Below are 17,417 nucleotides of genomic sequence, written 5' to 3'. Positions count from 1 at the left end.
ATGTCCGAAGGGATCAAGCCGACCGCTCTGAAGCGGGGGATGCCGGGGGAGCAGTCGAACGGGCTGCTCGGTATCGAGGAGGACCTGATCGAGCGTCCGGAGGGGGATCAGATCATCGCGATCGTGACCCTCACGGTCGATGAGGTGATGGAGAAGCGTCACGCGGGGGAGGTGTGGCCGGTCGTCGCGATCAAGCACATCGAGCCGTTGCACGTCGACGCGGACATCAAGAAGGCGATCGCGTTGCGCGACTCGGCGTACAAGAAGCGCACGGGCGCGAACACGCTCCCCGGGATCGACGGGGAGGACGACTGATGCCTACCGGGTACACGCAGCCCCTGTACGAGGGCACACCGATCACGTTCGAGCAGTTCGTGCTGCGATGCTCCCGCGCGATGGGTGCGGCGATCATGCAGCGCGACGATTCGCTCGACGCGGAGATCGCTCTGCGGAAGGTCAAGGACTACGAAGTCCAGCAGCTGCAGGAAGCGATCGCCGCGCTGGAGGAGGCGGCGAACATCACCGACGAGGAGTGGGCGGCGAGACAGGACGCCGAGTTCGCAGAGGCGGTGCAGTCGCGTCGTGAGGCAGAGGAGCGCCGGGTGGCGATCGGGGGGCGCTACGAGGCGATGCTCGAGCAGGTGCGGGCATGGGAACCGCCGACGCACGAGCACGAGGGGCTGAAGGACTTCATGATCAGTCAGCTCGAGGAGTCGCTGCGGTTCGACGCATCAAGGTTTCCGCTTCCGCCGCTCGAGATCCTCCCCGTGGACGCGTACCGCGCGACCCGGATCGAAGAGCTGGCGAAGACGGTCGCGATGCGCGCCGAACGCTACGCCGACGAGGTCGCTCGGGTGCGTGGGCAGAACGCGTGGGTGCTCGCTCTGCGCGCATCGCTGGGTGTCGCCGAGGGGGTGGCATGATGCGCGTCCGGCACTATGCGGCTCCGCGCCCGGTCGCGGTGGAGCGTCAGCGGATCGAGGGGAAGCTGCGCCCGTCGGCACGGGACTTGTTCCCGCTGCTGCGTGAGCGGCTACTGGCGTCCCGTCCGATCATCGGCGACATGCGACCCATCAAGGGTGCGGATGGTGTGAAGACGCCGCTGCGTCCCATGTACGGTGCGCCGACGTTCCGGAACCGTATCGACGAGAACGGGCGGCTGGTCTGATGGGCGGGCCGGCCGAGCTCGTCGCACCGGAGGTCGTGTCCGGCCGGTTCGTCGAGGGCATGAGCGAAGACGAGTACCACGCGCACCCGTCGCTGTCGTCCACGGGGATGAAGGAGCTGCTGCGTTCGGCGAAGTACTACCGGATGCGTCGTTCGTTGCATCGGGCGAAGGCGGAGTTCGACGAGGGGCACGCGGTCCACGCGCTCGTCCTGGGCGTGGGGGCTCCGATCGTGGAGATCCCGGCGAGCATCCTCGCGTCGAACGGTGCGATCTCCACGCGTGAAGCGAAGGCTTTCGTCGACGAGGCGCGTCAGGCGGGACAGGTGCCGTTGAAGCCGGACACGTTCGCGCGGATCACGAGGGCTGCGGAAGCGATCCTCGCGAACGAGAAGGCGCGTGTGCTGCTGGAGAAGCCGGGGTTCACGGAGGTGTCGCTGTTCGCGACGGACCCGGCGACGGGTGTGGATCTGCGGTGCCGGTTCGACCGGCTCACGGCGGACCTGCTGCCCGTGGATGTGAAGTCCACGACGGATGTGTCGGTGCGGAAGATCGAGCGGTCGGTCGTCGACTTCGGGTACGACGTGCAGGCGTTCGCGTACCGGTACGTGCTGTCGCTGGTTCTCGGTGTCGCGGTCGATGAGGTCGAGCCGATGACCTTCATCTTCGCGGAGAAGGACCTTCCTCATGAGGTGCGTGTGGTGCGCCTCGCTGACCCGGTGTGGGCGGCTGGTGGGGAACAGAAGATGCGCGCCGCGATCGACCTGTTCGCGTGGTGCACCGAGCAGGGCGTGTGGCCCGGTGATGACGAAGACGGCGGTCCGGTGATGGATCTGCCGGCGCCCGGTTGGTATCGGGCGCAGACGACGGAAGTGGAGGTGTACTGATGAGCGCTGGTGATGTGACCGCTGAGATCGCGGTGCGGGAGCAGGCGCGGCAGGAGGTCGCGGCGCGGTTCGATGGTGCGTCGGGTGCGATGACGACGTTCCTCGCTGACCTGCAGGTCGCGTACGAGATCGCGTCGCGTCTGGTGACGACGTCGTTCGTGCCGCAGTCGTACGCGAACAAGCCGCAGGAGGCGGCCGCGGCGATCGTCGCGGGTCAGGGTGTCGGCCTCGGGCCGATGGAGTCGCTGCGATCGATCGACATCATCCAGGGGACCCCTGCGATGCGTGCGATCGCCCTCCGAGCGATCGTCGTGTCCGCCGGTCATGAGATGTGGCTGGAGGAGTCGACCGCCACGCGGTGTGTGTATGCGGGTCGTCGGCGCGGGTCTGATGTGATCCAACGTTCGACGTGGGACATGCAGCGTGCGCAGGCGATGAATCTCACCGGGAAGGACAACTGGCGGAAGCAGCCGGGCGCGATGCTCGTGGCTCGTGCGACGGCGGAGTGCGCTCGGCTCGTGGCTGCGGATGCGCTTCTCGGTATCCCGTACTCGTCGGAGGAGCTGCAGGATCTCGACGCTCCGGCCGCTGCGACGCGGACCGCGCCTCGGCAGCTGCAGACCGTCGCTGCGCGGTCGCGCGCGGCCTCGGAGGCGCGAGCAGCGGTGGATACCCCCGCGATGACGGAACTGGCGCCCAGCGAACCCACACAGCCGCCCGTGTCGGGTTCCACGGAGGCGTTCCCGTGTGATCGGTGTGGTGAGCCGGCGGTGGAGAAGCCGGGTTCGATCTGTGAGCCGTGTGAGGCCGAGGTTGAGGCGGAGATCGCGGGGGCCGACGCGTGAGCGGGGTTGAGGCGCCGATGGTGCGCAACGAGCACCGCGCGATCCTCGGGGTCGACTACCGCCGGACGGACATGTCGCCGGTGACGGTGCCGGGGTGGATCGCGGTGGAGGCGGTCATGCCGGGCGACACGGTCCGGTTCGGGCGTGACGAGCTGGTGGTCCTGTCGAAGCTGTCGCGGGGTGCGGTGATGCACCTGCGGGCACGGACCACGGGTGGGGCGGAGATCGTGCACGAGCATGCGGCGGGGTCGTACGTCGAGGTGACCGCGGTCGGCGCGTTCGATCCGGAAGAGACTCCCGCGGGTCACTCGACCGATGGGAGGGAGTGATGGGGCTTGGGGATGAGAGAGCTGACGGCGGATACCGCGAGTCGGGTCTCGTGACCGCCGAGGTGGACGTTCTGACGTGGCCGGACGGGACGCTCGTCGATGTCGAGTCGATCCGTGCGAACACGGACGCGGCGCAGAAGGTCGCGGAGACGAACCCCGCTGACCGTTCCATCCGCACCCCGGACTGGGCTCTCGACGAGCTCACCCGGGTGTCGTATCACGCGGCACGGATGGTGGTGGTGATCGCGCATGCGGAGGAGTTGAAGCGGACCGCGGCGACCACCCTGGCTCGCGCGAAAGCGACGGCGCGAATCGCGTTGAAGGATCTCCCTGCGGCGCACCAGACGGCACGGATCGTCCTCGCGGTCGAGGTGGAGCAGGACGCGTACGACGTCGCGGTGACCGCTTTCGAGTACGCACGCCGGATCGGGAACCTCCTCTCGGATTACACGAGCCGGGTGCAGTCGATGGCGAAGCTCATCGACATCACCTACCAGCAGGGCGGTGCGTGATGATTCCGCACACGCAGACGACCTTCGTGAACGACCCCCGCGGTATCCCCGGCGACTGCATGCGCACCGCCGTCGCATCGCTGCTCGATCTGCCGACCGAGGCTGTGCCTCACTTCGTGCTCTTTGGTGCACCCGGCGTCTGGTTCCAGGTGTTCAGCATGTGGCTCGAAGGTCGCGGCCTAGGGATCAAGCCACTCACTCGCGACGCGGTCGACCGGGAGTGCCTCGCGATCGGAATGTCGCCCCGCGGCGTCGAGCACATCGTCGTGTGGGGGCCCGAGGGTCTCGTGCATGACCCGCACCCGTCTCGCGCGGGAATCGAGGCGCGACAGTTCTGGGCGATCGAGGCCGTGGGGGGCGAGAGGTCATGACCGCCGAGTACACCACGAAGCAGGTGCGGCACCTGTTCTTCGAGCGTGAAGGCCAGCGGTGCTTCTACTGCCGCCGCGTGCTGTCGTTCCAGCTGCGCGGGTCACTGCTCGACGGGGGATGGTCCATCCATCACCGCAAAGGCCGCGGCGCCGGGATGAACACCTACTCGAACGGGATCGTGCTGTGCGGAACGGGCGGTCCTGCGAAGTCCGGCCCGGTGAAGAACTGCCACGACGAGGTCACCCGTAACCCGTCGTGGGCGTACGAGATGGGACTCGCGATTCTCCGGAACGCGACGACGGCGGAGTACCAGCCCCAGAACGTCAGGGTCCGCGATCGCGCGGGCCGGTGGTTTCTGCTGACCGAGCACGGTCGAGCAGTCGAAGTGGAAGGACCGAACCGATGAGCGTCAAGGTGTCGAGCTGGGTGTGGCACGGCGACGAGTGCGCGACCCTCACCGGCAACGAGCTGATCCTGATGCTCGCGCTCGCCGATGTTGCGGGCGATGAGGGGCGATGCCGGTACCTGGACGACGAGTCCGACATGACCTACGGGGCGCTCGCGAAGAAGGTGCGGGTCGACAAGCGGACGATCATTCGCCTCGTCGCGAAGCTGCGTGCTGCGGGACTGCTCGAGCAGAAGCGTGGACAGAACGGACGGCCGAATGAGTTCACCGTCGTGGTCCCGTGGGCGTCCCGACGGACCGGTGACAACTTGTCACCAGTGCCCGAAGCCGAACCGGTGACACCTGTGCGCCAACCGGTGACACCGGAGACGCGAACCGGTGACAAAGTCCCCATCGACTCCTCTTATAGACGTATAGACGTAGAAGACGTATATACGTCGGACGTCGCAAGCGACGACCTCCCGAAGTACTCCTCCGAGATCATCCGACTCTGCGATCTCCTCGCCTCCCACGTCAGAGCGAACGGGCACAAGGTCGGTGTCGTGGGGGAGACGTGGCACGCCGCGTGCGACCGTCTCATTCGCCTCGACGGGTACACGGTCGAGCAGGTCGAGTGGATGATCCGGTGGGCGACCGCGGACGAGTTCTGGGCGGCGAACATCCGGTCGATGCCGACGCTGCGGGAGAAGTTCTCGACCCTCGTCCTGCAGGCGAAGCGGAAGGCGCAGCAGAGCCCCACGCATCGTGCCTCATCGGTGATCGACATGGGACGCCGGCTGCAGCAGCAGGCCGATGCGCAGCGGCGGGGGATCGCCTCGTGAACATCCAGCAGACCGCCGAGCTCCTCGCGATCATCCAGGTGATCGACTCCCGCCGTGTCGACGAGGCGACCGTCCTCGAGTGGCATGCGCTCGTCGGTGACCTTGACCTCGCGACTGCTGTGGAGGCTGTGCGGCTTCACCGGATGGAGTCGACCGCTTACCTCCTCCCCGCGCACGTCCGTGACGGGGTTGCGCGGATCCGCAACGCGGACCCGGAACCGACCGACCAGTTCGGTAACCCCCTCGACCGGGATCAGGCCGCGCTGAACGCGCGCGACCGGATCTCTCAGACACGGAAGGCGGTGACGGCATGACCGTTGCGATGTTCGACTCCCGCTGCGCTGACTGTGACGGGCAGATCAAGTCCGGCACGGAGATCACCTCGTCGGATGCGGGGTGGGTGCATGTGGTGTGCCCGCCGGCGCGTTTCGACCTGCAACGCCCGATCTGCCAGGTGTGCTTCACGGAGATCTCCGTGTCGGGTGCGTGCATGTGCGGAGCGGTGTCATGAGCGAGTACGACGACGCCTACGCGTCCGGGCCCGCTCCGATGTCGCCTTCGCAGCTCGCGGAGCGTCACGTCCTCGGCGCGATCATGTCGGACCCGTCCGTGCTCCGTGCGGTGCAGGCGGAGGTGGTTCCGGGTGACTTCGACGATCTGCGTCTCGCGGCGATCTACCGGGGCATCATCGGCATGGTCGCCGCGCAGGAGCCGATCGACTACCTGGCCGTGTTCGACCACCTGACCGACTGGGATGTCCGCGGATTGGACCTGCGGGACCTGGACGAGTGGTGCCGGGAGGTCCCGACTCGCACGAACGTCGCCTACCACGCACGCCGGATCCGTGAACGCTCCGTCGCACGGAAGCTCCGCCAGATCGGTGAGTCGCTGGTGCAGGCGGAGGATCCGGGTGTGGCGCTCGCATCTGCGATGACCCGTCTCACCGAGATCCGGGATCGGGATGTCGCGACGGATGCGCCGGCGCGGACGTTGCGGGATGTGCTGGCGGTTCCGGAGGAGGAGGACGTGTACGACTGGGTCGTCCCGAACGTCCTCGAACGCAACGACCGTCTCGTCCTCACGGGAGGGGAAGGCGCCGGGAAGTCGACGCTGCTGCGTCAGATCGCGGTGATGCCGGCGGCGGGGTTGCACCCGTTCACCCAGTCCCGCATCGACCCGATCCGGGTGCTCGTGGTGGATGCGGAGAACAGCGAGCGGCAGTGGCGGCGGGCAGTGCGGCGGATGGCGAGCCTCGCAGCGATCAACGGCTCCCGCGACCCGCAGGATCACGTCGCGCTCGAGTTCCTGTCGAAGTCGGACATCACGGACCCGGCGACGTTGGGCGGGATTCACCGTCGCATGGATCACGCAGCACCGGACCTGGTTCTGATCGGCCCCCTGTACCGGTTGGCGCCGGGGTCGATCAAGGACGACGACGACGCCGCACCGGTGCTGAACGCGTTGGACAGCATCCGTGAGCGTGGGGTGGCGATGCTCATCGAGGCCCACGCCGGCCATGAGACGTCTCGTCAGGGTGTCCGCAATCTGCGGCCGCGGGGTTCGTCGGCGTTGCTGGGGTGGCCGGAGTTCGGGATGGGGCTCGCGGAGGACAACGAGCGTGTCGGCGGGGTTCGCCGGTACTCGCTGGTCCGGTGGCGGGGGGATCGGGATGAGCGGGCGTTCCCGCACAAGTTCGTTCGCGGTCAGTCGTGGCCGTGGGAGGTGTCCGCGTGGTGAGCGGACAGGAAGAAGGGATGAGACGGATGGGTACTGAGACGAAGCGTCGCACGCAGGTGGATGCGATCGACGATCTGACCGCGGAGTTGCGCACGGCGAATGTGCTGGCGGCGCTCGCGCTGGGTGGGTCGGCGTTGGAGCACGACGCGAAGGGCGAACAGTCCCCGGTCGCGTCTACGGCGGCGCGCGCGAAGGTCCGCAACGCGCTGCGGCAGGTGGCCCGTGAGGGACTCGGGATCAAGAACGGAGACGCATCGTGAGCAAGAAGGAGCACCGCCCGATTCAGGTCGGTGACCGGTTCGAGACGCGGGACCGGCGGGACGCTGGACGCATCGTCGAAGTCGTGGAGGCACTGGGGATCCGCGATCGTGGCCGGCAGCGGCTGGCTCGCATCGAGGCTGGCCCTGATGTGACCTGCTGGGGCGAGGCGAAGGCTGATCTTCTCCGGTGGGTTCGAGAGCAGGAAACGATCTACCGGATCCGCACGATCACGAACCCGCGGGTGCCGCATGCCACCGGACGTCACGTGAAGGTGCAGGAGAACACGCTGCGCGCGAAGTACAAGCGGGTGAGCGACTGATGATCCTCCACGAGACGAAGACGGTCCCGATCGCTGAGGCCGATTGGACCGATGACGGGATGGTCGAACTCCTCACCTTCCCCACCCCGGACGGGCATCGGACGCACATGACCCCGGGGACGGCGCGTGCGCTCGCTGAGCAGCTTCGCCGGGCCGCGGATGACGCGGATGCGGCAGCGATGGTTTCGGGCGTCCAGCGACGCGACAGGGCCGTGCAGCACGGGTTTGATGTCGATTCGCGCGATGCGACTCGCGAGATCGTGTGTCGCGCGTGTGGCTTGCGTGCCTATGTCTACCCCGACGGTCATGGATTTCACTCCTCCGGCCAAGACCTTCCCCCGCTCGATTCGTGGGTCGCCCATGAGCCGGTCGAGGCAGAAGGGGATGGTCAGCCATGAGCGCGGTCCTGTCTCCGGCTGAGCAGCAGGAGGTCACCCGGTTCGGGATCCACGACGAAGACGTGATCGCCGTCATGGAGGCGCACCTCGACGACATCGTCCCGTGCAGCGCACCGTCCTGCACGAACGAAGCGCGCTGGCAGATCATCATGATCTGCTGCGGCGCAGCGTTCCCCATGTGCGGTGAGCACCTGACCCGTCACCGGGTCCGCGCATCGTTCATCCTCGACACCGCGAGGAACCGGACCTTCTGCAAGAGCTGCCTAGCGTCGCTGAACGGGCTCGACTATGACGAGGTGTTCCGGACGGTGACCCTGTGAGCGTCTCCACGGCCGCGAAGGACCGGGTGTGCGCTCCCGGCACCGCCACCCGGGGGACGCTCGGGAAGTCGTACTGCGGGCGTTCCAAGGTGCCCGTGTCGAAGTCGTGGCTGTCCGTGACCGGCTCCGACTGCAAGGCCGCGCGCAGCGCCGATGAGGGTGTGAACTGATGGGTGATCTGAAGGTCAGCGAACCGGCGTGGATGTGGTCCGACGCATCCATCCGCGCCGAGGACGCGGCAACCGTCCGCGCCGGTGTCAGCTCTCGGTTCAAGGGTGACGAACGGGACCAGATTCTCGGGATGCTCCTCGGCAGCACGCAGCCCACCATCCCCGCCGCGATCTCGAAGCTGCGGCAGGGCGACAAGCTCCCCGACGAAGCGAAAGCGCAGATCCTCGCGCTCGTTGCCACCGGTATGAGCGACGCAGAGATCGCCGACCAGCTCGGGGTCTCACGACAGGCGGTGACGGGCGTTCGCTCGCACGCGCAGAAGCGAGCGGCCAGGACCGCCACACGGGAGGAGACGACCATGGAAACACCCACGAAGACCCAGACCGAGGCGGCACCGATCCGGAAGCCGAAGCGGGGACCGAAGATCGCACCGACAGCATCCGGGCGGACGAAGGCGGAACTCGCGGAGATCCGCCAGTGGGCGAAAGACAACGGTGTGCCCCACACGGTCACCGGGCGGATGCCGCGCGCGACGATCGCCGCGTACGACGCCGCTCACGCCGCCTCGGAAGCTCGAGCCGATGACGGCGCGAAGCTCACGCCGCCTCGGAAGCTCGAGCCGATGAAGCCCGTCGAGCAGCCGGCCGCGCTCAAGGAGCCCGCCGCGCACGAACTGGCCGGTGTCGCTGAAGCGATCCAGGTCGCGATCGTCCACGGCGCCGTCGCACCCGACATGGAGACCCGCGCGGAACTCTTCAACGAGGGGTGGGAAGCGGCCGAGGAGTCGTACGGGCCCGTCGTCGACGATCTGCTCCGCACGGAGGCGTCGCTCGAGTTCGTCCTGCAGAAGTGGGGGGAGGAGTCCCGCCGTCGCCGCGCGCAGTCCGCGCTGCTCCGGTCGATGGCACGTCAGGTGATCCTCGCCGAGCAGGAACGCCGCGACGACGCGGAACTGCTCGCAGCGATGGATACAGCGCTCGCGGAGGCGTACGAGCGGATCGCGCAGCTCACCGCCGAGCTCGCCGCTCGTCCCGAGCCGTGGTGGAAGCGGTTCGCATCATGACGGCGCCGATCGGATACCAGCGCCCCTCGGTGCCGTGGAATGGCCTGACCGTCACGGACCTGTTCTGCGGCGCGGGCGGATCTTCGTCGGGCCTCGTGGAGGCGGGCTACAAGGTCGTCATCGCGGCGAACCACTGGCCGCTGGCGATCCAGTCGCACCAGGCGAACCACCCCGACACCGATCACGCGCAGGCCGACATCTCCCAGGTCGACCCCCGCTACTTCCCCCGCACCCACGTGCTGTGGGGCTCCCCGGAGTGCACGAACCATTCGATCGCGAAGGGCGTGAAGCGTCAGCGGATGCAGGATCAGGCTCTCTTCGAGCTCGACGGCACCCGCCCGCTGCCCGACGAGGCCGCGAACCGGTCCCGCGCGACGATGTGGGACATCCCCCGCTTCGCCGAGCACCACCGGTACATGGCGATCATCCTGGAGAACGTCGTCGACGCGTACCGGTGGGACCAGTTCCCCGCCTGGCAGATGGCGATGGAGGCTCTCGGCTACCGGATGCGGTTCGTGTGGCTGAACAGCATGCACGCGCAGGTCGGCGGGCTGCCCGCGCCGCAGTCCCGCGACCGCATGTACATCGTGATGTGGCGCTCCGACCTCGCCTCGAAGCGGAAGGCCGGGCCCGACGTCGCGAAGTGGACCCGCCCCCTCGCGTTCTGCCCCGAGCATGGCCAGATCAAGGCCGCGCAGGCGTTCAAGAAGGCCGAGCAGTGGGGCCGCTACCGCGCGCAGTACCTGTACCGGTGCCCGGAGTGCTGGCAGGTCGTGGAGCCGGGCTGGCTGCCGGCGTCGTCGATCATCGACTGGTCGATCCCCGCGCAGCGCATCGGCGACCGGGAGAAGCCGCTCGCGGAGAAGACGCGGGAGCGCATCCGCCGTGGCATCGAACGGTACTGGTCGCCGCTGGTCGTGAAGGCCGCGGGGAACACGTACGACGGCGTCACGACCGGGTCCGGCTACCTGCGGGTGTCGGACGTGCGGTCGCCGCTCCCGGTGCAGCTCGGCACGTCGGAGCACGGCGTCGCGGTCCCTCCGTTCCTGTCGCAGTTCCGCGAGCGGGACCGCAACACGCCCGTGAGCGACCCGCTCAACACGGTCGTCGCCGACGGCGCGAATCACGCGCTCGTCGTGAACCTCGTCTCGGGCGCGGACGACTCCCGCTCGAAGCCGGTCTCCGAGGTGCTGCCGTCGATCGTCGCCGGCGGCACGCATGCCTCGCTGCTGATCCCGGTCGAGGGCCGGGAGGGGAAGACCGCGCAGTCGAGCGGCGACCCGCTGCGGACGCAGTCGACGCGGAACGAGACGGGCCTGCTGGTGCCGTACTACTCGAACGGTGTCGCTCGTCCGACGTCGGAGCCGATGGGCACCGTGACGACCGTCGACAGCGCCGCGCTCGTGGTGCCGTTGCGCAACCACGGGGTCGCGAAGCCGACCGATCAGCCGATCGACACGGTGAGCGCCGAGGGCAACCACCACGCGCTTCTCATGCGGAACAACCTCGGCGGCGCGGAGATGTCCACCCCCGTGCACGAGCCGATGCGCACCCTCACGACGGGCGGTCACCAGTCACTCCTCGAGCCGGGAGCGCCGATCAGCCTCGACGTCGACGACGCCGGCTTCCGGATGCTCGAACCCCACGAGATCCAGCTCGGCATGGGCTTCGCCGCCGACTATCTCCTGCTCGGCACGAAGCGCGACAAGGTCAAGCAGGCAGGCAACGCGGTCACGCCGCCGGCCGCGCGCGACCTCGGCCACGCGGTCGCCGAGTTTCTCCTGGAGGTGGCAGCATGAGCGTCCCTCTGAATGCGATCGACCCGGAAGCCGCGTCGCTGCGTGAGCGTCGACTCTTCGAACACCACCTGGATCTTCTGGTTCCGGTGATGGATGCGATCGTCACGTCCACGGTTCCGAGTATCCGCGCGTCGGTGACGGACAAGGTGCTGGTGTCTGGTGGGGGACCGGTCGACAACATGACCGCGTTTCTGGCTGCCTTCGACCAGTCCAGTCAGGGGCGGGGGACGGGTGCGGGTGGTGCTGCTCGGGACGCCGGCTACCTGTGGTGGGAGGTCATCGAGTACACCCGTGCGGTGACGGCCTGGCTGAACGTGAACATCGCCGCCCCGTACGCACCGGACCTTCCCCCCACGTGGACGCACCGCGTCAACCCGGACCCCCTCACCGCCCGCGCGATCGCGATGACGACCGCCGGATGGTTGATCGACCGGTGGCACCTCATCCAACCGATCACCGAACTCACCCCGGCGATGGATGACCTGTTCACCGAGATCCGGCACATGCAGGGCCGGTACGGGGTGCACCCGAACCCGCGCCGACCCCGCGCCCGCTGCGCGACCTGCGGAGCCCTCGCCGTCGTCGTCACCTGGATCGACAACCCCAACGGCGGCGCGAAGCCCGTCAAGGCCGGGAAATGCCGCAACTGTGCAGAGACCTACACCGAAGCCCCCACGCCCGTCAGCAAGCCGCACACAGCCGCCCACGCGGTCCTGTCACCCGAGTGCGAACTGCTGAACCACGACCAGTGCATCAGCGTGCACTGCGAATGCCCCTGCGGGCATCCAACCGAAGGAGGAACCCGAGATGACCCAGACACCCAACCACACGGATGGGAGGAGCGATGACTGACCGACGTTGTTCGACGACGGCCCCGCAAAGGGAACTCCTCGCGTGGATCGTCTCGGCATGGCATTCATCTGGCCCGAGATGTCTTTGGCAGGCGAGCGGTTCTACTCGGTGCGATGCCGGTGCGGATGGGAAGGACCGATCACTTACGCGCCGGGCGACGCGGACTATGCCGCCGGCTATCACGACGCTCAGCACCATCGACCGAAGGAGGAGCCCGCATGGTCCAAGCAGAACAGTTGACTGCGCCGTTCCCGTACTTCGGTGGTAAGAGGCACGTCGCGCCCATGGTGTGGGACCTTCTGGGCGACGTTGAGGCCTACGTGGAACCGTTCGCCGGCTCGGCGGCCGTCCTTCTCGGGCGGCCGGAGGTGAAGGGACATCGACGCGAGGTACTCAACGACCTCGACGGGTGGATCACGAACCTCTGGCGCGCTATCCGTGACCGACCCGACGAAGTGATGTCCTATGCGGGCGGTCCCGTGATGGAACTGGACTTGCATGCGCGTCTCGCTTGGTTGCGGGAACGGAACAACGGCGAGCTGGCGGATTGGCTGGCAGGCGATCCCGAGCATTGCGACCCGAAGGCTGCTGCATGGTGGTTGTCTGCAACGATCGGAAGCATCGGCGGGGGAACCAACCGCGGCCCATGGAAGTCGGACGGCGAGTACTTACGCAAGACGCGGGGCGCGAAGGACGGCATCTGCCGCGCGATCCCGCATCTTGGGCAAGGGCGCGCAGGCATGCGAGTGCTCGCCGCTGATCTTCCGGCCCTCTCAGCGCGGATGAGGAACGTCGTTATCACCTGTGGTGACTGGAAGCGTCCGTTGTCGAAGAACCTCCGTCACTACACGACAGTTGGCGTCCTGCTCGACCCGCCGTACGAAGACAGCAAGCGTACGAGCGACGGTCAGGAGATCTACCAGCATGACAGCGCCGATGTTTCGGCGGAGGTGCGTGCTTGGTGCGCCAAAGCTCCACGGGACTGGCGAATCGTGTTGTGTGGATACGACGACGAACACGACGAACTCGTGGATCGGGGGTGGCGGAAGTTGACGCCGCCCAAGGCGGTCAGTTCGGGTTACAACGTCACTGATCTCAACTCTCAGCGTGACCGCCTGTGGGTGTCGCCGGCGTGCCTCGAACTGAACACACAGCAGGCGTTCGACTTCGACGCGCTGCTGGCTCACGGATCGGCCGATCCGTCGCCGTGCTGCGCAGCGTGCGATCGCTTCGGCGACGACGGAGACCCCACTGCACGCGGGTGCGGACTGCCCGGCTGCGGATGCCACAACCACACGAACGGTAGGAGCAGGTGATGAGCGACCAGATGACATCAGTCCACCTTCCCGAGTCTGGCTCAGGGACATTTAGCAGCGGATTCGCTGACCACGGTCGCCGTGATCCAGCCGAGATGATCGCGCGACTCCGCGCGATCGCACGCAGGGATCTTGACACAGCGCAGCGCATCATCGACGCACCTGATGAAGCCTTCATCGTGGAGACCTATACGGGACACCATGTGCAACGTAATCGAGTGCGCCTCTGGCCCGAGCAGGGTGATCCGTCATGAAGCGCCTCATCTGTTGGTGGTACGGGCATACCTATGTCTTCGGACGGGTCTGGTTCACCGAGGCTCTGGTGAATCACACTGGCCCGGCGTACCGCGCTGCCATTTGCCTGCGATGCGGAATTCACTCTCTGACCCAGGAACCGGGTGATCCGTCATGAGCGTCTACGTGGATGACATGTTCAAGAAGGCCACCGTTCCGAACGGTGCGCGAAGCGTGACGGGCGAGTGGTGCCATATGCAGGCCGACACCCGCGAAGAACTCGACGCGATGGCCGACAAGATCGGTCTGCGCCGTTCGTGGATTCAGTACCCCGACGACGATGTTAAGCGCCATTACGACGTGACGCGACCCCGACGAGCCGCCGCTGTCGCGGCCGGTGCGGTCGAGATCGGGATGCTCGACCTCGCGCGGCTGCGCGCGAAGTGGCGAGCTGACCGCAAGGCACGCAGTTCGGCTGTACAGGACCACACGAACGGTAGGAGCGCACGATGAGCACCGAGACTGATCCGCTCGTGTGGAGCGTAGACCGCTCCTGGGGCAATGTGAAGAAGAACCGCGACGGCGATATGTATCCGAGCGACTATCGCAAGTATCACGTCGACCGAGGTGACACGACGGCAAAGTGCAACAGCCGCATCTTCCTCAACTCGATGAAGCTCACTCGCCCGGTGGGCTTCGGGGGCGCGATCTATGACGACATGCCAGCGGGGCGGGCGTCCGAGTTGAACCGTGAGGACGTGTGTCGGCGGTGTGTCCCGTTGATGCCTCAACCGGCTGAACGGGAGTCGTCGTGACTCGTCGAGCTCTCTCATCCCTGACCCGCACGGACATCGGATCCCATCTGACCGCGCTGATCAACGGCACTCCTGTCGAAGGGACGCTCCGCGCGTTCACCCACGGGATCTTCAACGCCCCTCACCAGCAGCGGTACAACGTGCCCCTCGTCGGGATCACCGTGTACCGTCCCGGCTCCCACGAGACGGTGTGGGCGTCACCCGACACCACCGCAGAACTCACCCAGGAACCATGACGCACCAGATCCCCGACGACGAACCCGTCTGGCTCACCTACCGAGAGGCAGCGAAACGGGTCCAGCGGTCCGTCCGCACCATCAACAGGTGGCGCCGCGCCGGCATGCCCATGCGGCACGACGACGACGGACTACGAGTCGTCGAGGAGAAGGTGCTCCTGCGCTGGTGGCGAGCACGCCTGGACGCGTGGCCGCCCCACCAGTACCGGCTCCGCGCACTCGGCGTGGGCAAGCTCGCCCCGAAACCTTCGAACGTACAATCGAAAGAGCCCCCGGCGAGTGGTGGAACACTCCCGAGGGCCTGACCCTGAATCGAACATCACTCGATCGGAGGGCTGCGATGCAGTCTACCCACGCACCCGGCGCCAACATGTGCGGCATCATCCTTCCCGACGGATCCGACTGCCTCGGCCCGATCCCCGAAGAAGCGCCACTCAACCTCTGCGCAGTCCATCTCATCGAGGCTGCCACATGGGTGAACCGCAACGACGAGACCACCCGCCCCCGCACGCGCTGCACGCTCTGCGGAGAACGGGAAGCCAGACAAGACCCCGCGGGCGGCATCTTCTGCGGACGGTGTGGATACCAGTCACCCGACTTCGAAGGCACCGCCCGTCTCACCGCCGCTGAGCAGGACGAAACACACCCCATCCGTCAAGGTCGCCGGCCCGTCCACGTCGTCTACTACATCCGATTCGGCGACCGGGTGAAGATCGGAACCACCCGCAACCCGCACCGTCGCATGACCGAGCTCCCGCACGACGAGATCCTCGCTTTCGAACCCGGCGGCATCCACCTCGAAGCGATGCGACACCTGCAGTTCCGCGAGAGTTGTATCCGCGGGACAGAGTGGTTCCACGTCACACCTGAACTCCTCGCCCACGCCGCAGAGATGCGAGGCGAAGGCACCGCCTGGGACGATCTTCGTCGCATCAACCTCCGAAACGACACGCCGAAGAAAGCTGCTTGACTCGAAGTTCTGTCATAGATCAGTCTTCAATCGGAACAGTCCATCTACGGACCGAAGGCCCCGCCCACGCGCAGCGGGGCCTTCCCCGTTCCCGGCCGGTCGGCTGACACCACGCTCCTCATCCCGTGGTGATCGTGCGGACCGGCCCCACTCTCTCCCGGCACGCCGCCTGACACGCGACGCACTGTCGGTGAACGCGGCACCCGTGCCGCACAGACCCTCGGAACAGAACCCGGGGGAGCGAGCCGGGGCGGCCCTGAGCGGCCTCCACGCCGGGACCGCCCCCGCTCGCACACGGGAGCACCAGCATGAACCCACCCCCTGTCGACGTCGTCGACCGCAACCCGCCCGCCGTCGTCGAAGTCGCCGCGGACACGTGCGACGCGTGCCCCGCCGTGGCGCACGTGAAAGCGTTCGTGTTCATCCGACTGCGATCCGGCCGGTCACTCGCGTTCTGCGGATCCCACGGCGCCCACCACATGGACGCCCTCGTCACGGCCGGCGCGACCATCATCGACCTTCGTCATCTGATCGGCTCATGATCCCCCGAGGGTGGCGGTTGATCGCTTGCCTGCTCGGTGTGCACGCGTGGACTCGTGTGGTGGGTACGGCGACGTTCGCTCAGGCTTGCCGCCACTGCGGCTGGCCCCGCACACGATAGGAGCCACGATGAGCACCGCAACTCGCAAGGCCCGCAAGCGCGCCGGCGTCCCGTTCACCAAGCCCGCGAAGACCCCCACCTACGCCGGGGCCGACAGCAACGAGCACCGCGGCCTCGGGTTCACGTCCCGCGCGGAGATCCTCGCCGGCATCCTCATCCGGGGCACGCGGTGACCTGCCCGATCTGCGGCGCCCACCACCTCATCCCCGGAGTCTGCTGCGACCCCGCCGTCGAAGACGACGACGAGCAGGACAGCATCATCCGCTCCATCGACTGACGGAGGCACACCGTGAGCAACCGCCGCATCCGGGATGGGAAGGGCAAAGCCGCCTACAAGCGGAAGCGCGCAGCTCTGAAACGCCGCACCCGTGAAGAGAACCTCCCCTGCGGGTACGGGTCACCCCACGGCTTCGGATGCGGCGAACCGATCGACACCACACTCGACCGCCGCCACCCGATGTCGTTCACCGCCGACCACATCACCCCCCTCGCCCACGGCGGACACCTCCTCGGACCCCTCGTCCCCATGCACCTGTCCTGCAACAGCCGCAAAGGCGACAACTTCCCCACCGAGATCTGGGAAGCATCATGACCGACCCGTGCCCGTGTGGCGGAGATGACGACGCTTGCAACTGCATGTACGTCGACTCCGGGTACCCCTGGTGCCGCCCCTGCCATGAACACCACCGCCCACCCGAGTGCCCCATCGACCAGCAAGGCCAACCCCTCGCACCATGCGGCCACCCCTGGGCAACCCACACCCCCACCTGCCCCACCGCAGAAGAGCTCCGCCCCGACAAGCAACCCAAGGGCGGGACACGCCCCATCGGGCGCCCACGGAACCCACATCGGCAGGCATCGTGACCGCCGACTTCGAGCACCACCCACTCCAATGCCAGTGGGCGCACCCCGAGACCTGCGTACGGAT

29 protein-coding genes are annotated in these 17,417 nt (G+C 67.3%); all 29 read left to right on the top strand.

Going from position 1 to position 17,417, the window contains the following annotated elements; all coding sequences use genetic code 11:
• The 29 genes from KY498_RS04390 to KY498_RS04250 all read left to right on the top strand — a co-directional run bounded on the left by KY498_RS04390 (position 1) and on the right by KY498_RS04250 (position 17,081).
• The gene (locus KY498_RS04390; RefSeq protein WP_219879535.1) at positions 1-315 is read left to right on the top strand and encodes a hypothetical protein; all 315 of its coding nucleotides are present in this window, start codon (positions 1-3) and stop codon (positions 313-315) included.
• On the top strand, positions 315-923 hold the full coding sequence (locus KY498_RS04385) for a hypothetical protein (RefSeq protein ID WP_219879534.1): 609 nt from the start codon (positions 315-317) through the stop codon (positions 921-923). The genes KY498_RS04390 and KY498_RS04385 overlap by 1 nt, the downstream gene beginning before the upstream one ends.
• Entirely contained in the window at positions 920-1,168 is a 249-nt protein-coding gene (locus tag KY498_RS04380; RefSeq protein WP_219879533.1) for a hypothetical protein, read from the top strand. Before KY498_RS04385 ends, KY498_RS04380 begins: the two co-directional genes overlap by 4 nt.
• Positions 1,168-2,052, top strand: a complete 885-nt coding sequence (locus KY498_RS04375; protein WP_219879532.1) for a PD-(D/E)XK nuclease-like domain-containing protein — start codon at positions 1,168-1,170, stop codon at positions 2,050-2,052. The genes KY498_RS04380 and KY498_RS04375 overlap by 1 nt, the downstream gene beginning before the upstream one ends.
• Positions 2,052-2,897, top strand: a complete 846-nt coding sequence (locus tag KY498_RS04370) for a hypothetical protein (RefSeq protein WP_219879531.1) — start codon at positions 2,052-2,054, stop codon at positions 2,895-2,897. The genes KY498_RS04375 and KY498_RS04370 overlap by 1 nt, the downstream gene beginning before the upstream one ends.
• On the top strand, positions 2,894-3,226 hold the full coding sequence (locus tag KY498_RS04365) for a hypothetical protein (protein WP_219879530.1): 333 nt from the start codon (positions 2,894-2,896) through the stop codon (positions 3,224-3,226). Before KY498_RS04370 ends, KY498_RS04365 begins: the two co-directional genes overlap by 4 nt.
• A 50-nt stretch (positions 3,227-3,276) precedes the next feature.
• Positions 3,277-3,738 (top strand): hypothetical protein, encoded by a 462-nt coding sequence (locus KY498_RS04360; protein WP_219879529.1) that lies wholly within the window; start codon positions 3,277-3,279, stop codon positions 3,736-3,738.
• A 26-nt stretch (positions 3,739-3,764) separates the two neighbouring features.
• Positions 3,765-4,109, top strand: a complete 345-nt coding sequence (locus tag KY498_RS04355; protein WP_219879528.1) for a hypothetical protein — start codon at positions 3,765-3,767, stop codon at positions 4,107-4,109.
• A complete protein-coding gene (locus KY498_RS04350) occupies positions 4,106-4,516 on the top strand; it encodes a hypothetical protein (RefSeq protein ID WP_219879527.1) in 411 nt (136 codons plus the stop codon). Before KY498_RS04355 ends, KY498_RS04350 begins: the two co-directional genes overlap by 4 nt.
• On the top strand, positions 4,513-5,337 hold the full coding sequence (locus tag KY498_RS04345) for a helix-turn-helix domain-containing protein (RefSeq protein WP_219879526.1): 825 nt from the start codon (positions 4,513-4,515) through the stop codon (positions 5,335-5,337). The genes KY498_RS04350 and KY498_RS04345 overlap by 4 nt, the downstream gene beginning before the upstream one ends.
• The gene (locus KY498_RS04340; protein ID WP_219879525.1) at positions 5,334-5,651 is read left to right on the top strand and encodes a hypothetical protein; all 318 of its coding nucleotides are present in this window, start codon (positions 5,334-5,336) and stop codon (positions 5,649-5,651) included. Before KY498_RS04345 ends, KY498_RS04340 begins: the two co-directional genes overlap by 4 nt.
• A 193-nt stretch (positions 5,652-5,844) precedes the next feature.
• The gene (locus KY498_RS04335) at positions 5,845-7,074 is read left to right on the top strand and encodes an AAA family ATPase (RefSeq protein ID WP_219879524.1); all 1,230 of its coding nucleotides are present in this window, start codon (positions 5,845-5,847) and stop codon (positions 7,072-7,074) included.
• 26 nt (positions 7,075-7,100) lie between these two features.
• Positions 7,101-7,334, top strand: a complete 234-nt coding sequence (locus tag KY498_RS04330) for a hypothetical protein (RefSeq protein WP_219879523.1) — start codon at positions 7,101-7,103, stop codon at positions 7,332-7,334.
• Positions 7,331-7,654 carry a hypothetical protein gene (locus KY498_RS04325; RefSeq protein WP_219879522.1) on the top strand — a complete coding sequence of 108 codons (324 nt, stop codon included), beginning with the start codon at positions 7,331-7,333 and terminating at the stop codon, positions 7,652-7,654. The genes KY498_RS04330 and KY498_RS04325 overlap by 4 nt, the downstream gene beginning before the upstream one ends.
• Positions 7,654-8,052 carry a hypothetical protein gene (locus tag KY498_RS04320; RefSeq protein ID WP_219879521.1) on the top strand — a complete coding sequence of 133 codons (399 nt, stop codon included), beginning with the start codon at positions 7,654-7,656 and terminating at the stop codon, positions 8,050-8,052. Before KY498_RS04325 ends, KY498_RS04320 begins: the two co-directional genes overlap by 1 nt.
• Positions 8,049-8,372 carry a hypothetical protein gene (locus KY498_RS04315; RefSeq protein WP_219879520.1) on the top strand — a complete coding sequence of 108 codons (324 nt, stop codon included), beginning with the start codon at positions 8,049-8,051 and terminating at the stop codon, positions 8,370-8,372. Before KY498_RS04320 ends, KY498_RS04315 begins: the two co-directional genes overlap by 4 nt.
• The gene (locus KY498_RS04310) at positions 8,369-8,542 is read left to right on the top strand and encodes a hypothetical protein (RefSeq protein WP_219879519.1); all 174 of its coding nucleotides are present in this window, start codon (positions 8,369-8,371) and stop codon (positions 8,540-8,542) included. Before KY498_RS04315 ends, KY498_RS04310 begins: the two co-directional genes overlap by 4 nt.
• Complete coding sequence (locus KY498_RS04305; protein WP_219879518.1) at positions 8,542-9,606, top strand: helix-turn-helix domain-containing protein; 1,065 nt, start codon at positions 8,542-8,544, stop codon at positions 9,604-9,606. The genes KY498_RS04310 and KY498_RS04305 overlap by 1 nt, the downstream gene beginning before the upstream one ends.
• Complete coding sequence (locus tag KY498_RS04300) at positions 9,603-11,405, top strand: DNA cytosine methyltransferase (protein WP_219879517.1); 1,803 nt, start codon at positions 9,603-9,605, stop codon at positions 11,403-11,405. The genes KY498_RS04305 and KY498_RS04300 overlap by 4 nt, the downstream gene beginning before the upstream one ends.
• Positions 11,406-11,494: 89 nt before the next feature.
• Positions 11,495-12,253, top strand: a complete 759-nt coding sequence (locus KY498_RS04295) for a hypothetical protein (RefSeq protein ID WP_219879516.1) — start codon at positions 11,495-11,497, stop codon at positions 12,251-12,253.
• Positions 12,254-12,475: 222 nt separating this feature from the next.
• Complete coding sequence (locus KY498_RS04290) at positions 12,476-13,573, top strand: DNA adenine methylase (RefSeq protein WP_219879515.1); 1,098 nt, start codon at positions 12,476-12,478, stop codon at positions 13,571-13,573.
• On the top strand, positions 13,573-13,827 hold the full coding sequence (locus tag KY498_RS04285; RefSeq protein ID WP_219879514.1) for a hypothetical protein: 255 nt from the start codon (positions 13,573-13,575) through the stop codon (positions 13,825-13,827). The genes KY498_RS04290 and KY498_RS04285 overlap by 1 nt, the downstream gene beginning before the upstream one ends.
• A gap of 154 nt (positions 13,828-13,981) precedes the next feature.
• Positions 13,982-14,320: a DUF4031 domain-containing protein gene (locus KY498_RS04280; protein ID WP_219879513.1), complete on the top strand. Its 339-nt coding sequence runs from the start codon at positions 13,982-13,984 to the stop codon at positions 14,318-14,320.
• Positions 14,317-14,622: a hypothetical protein gene (locus KY498_RS04275; protein ID WP_219879512.1), complete on the top strand. Its 306-nt coding sequence runs from the start codon at positions 14,317-14,319 to the stop codon at positions 14,620-14,622. Before KY498_RS04280 ends, KY498_RS04275 begins: the two co-directional genes overlap by 4 nt.
• A complete protein-coding gene (locus KY498_RS04270; protein WP_219879511.1) occupies positions 14,619-14,858 on the top strand; it encodes a hypothetical protein in 240 nt (79 codons plus the stop codon). The genes KY498_RS04275 and KY498_RS04270 overlap by 4 nt, the downstream gene beginning before the upstream one ends.
• Before the next feature lie 340 nt (positions 14,859-15,198).
• Positions 15,199-15,828, top strand: a complete 630-nt coding sequence (locus tag KY498_RS04265; protein WP_219879510.1) for a GIY-YIG nuclease family protein — start codon at positions 15,199-15,201, stop codon at positions 15,826-15,828.
• A gap of 308 nt (positions 15,829-16,136) precedes the next feature.
• Positions 16,137-16,370 (top strand): hypothetical protein, encoded by a 234-nt coding sequence (locus KY498_RS04260; protein WP_219879509.1) that lies wholly within the window; start codon positions 16,137-16,139, stop codon positions 16,368-16,370.
• Between the two features lie 127 nt (positions 16,371-16,497).
• Positions 16,498-16,662: a hypothetical protein gene (locus KY498_RS04255; RefSeq protein WP_191008863.1), complete on the top strand. Its 165-nt coding sequence runs from the start codon at positions 16,498-16,500 to the stop codon at positions 16,660-16,662.
• 116 nt (positions 16,663-16,778) lie between these two features.
• Complete coding sequence (locus KY498_RS04250) at positions 16,779-17,081, top strand: HNH endonuclease (RefSeq protein WP_219879508.1); 303 nt, start codon at positions 16,779-16,781, stop codon at positions 17,079-17,081.
• Positions 17,082-17,417 lie beyond the last annotated feature (336 nt).

The organism is Microbacterium sp. PAMC21962, from assembly GCF_019443465.1.
Taxonomy (GTDB): Bacteria; Actinomycetota; Actinomycetes; order Actinomycetales; family Microbacteriaceae; genus Microbacterium; species Microbacterium hominis.
The sequence above is the reverse complement of the archived record's forward strand: the minus strand, read 5'-3'. Positions and strand labels throughout refer to the sequence as shown.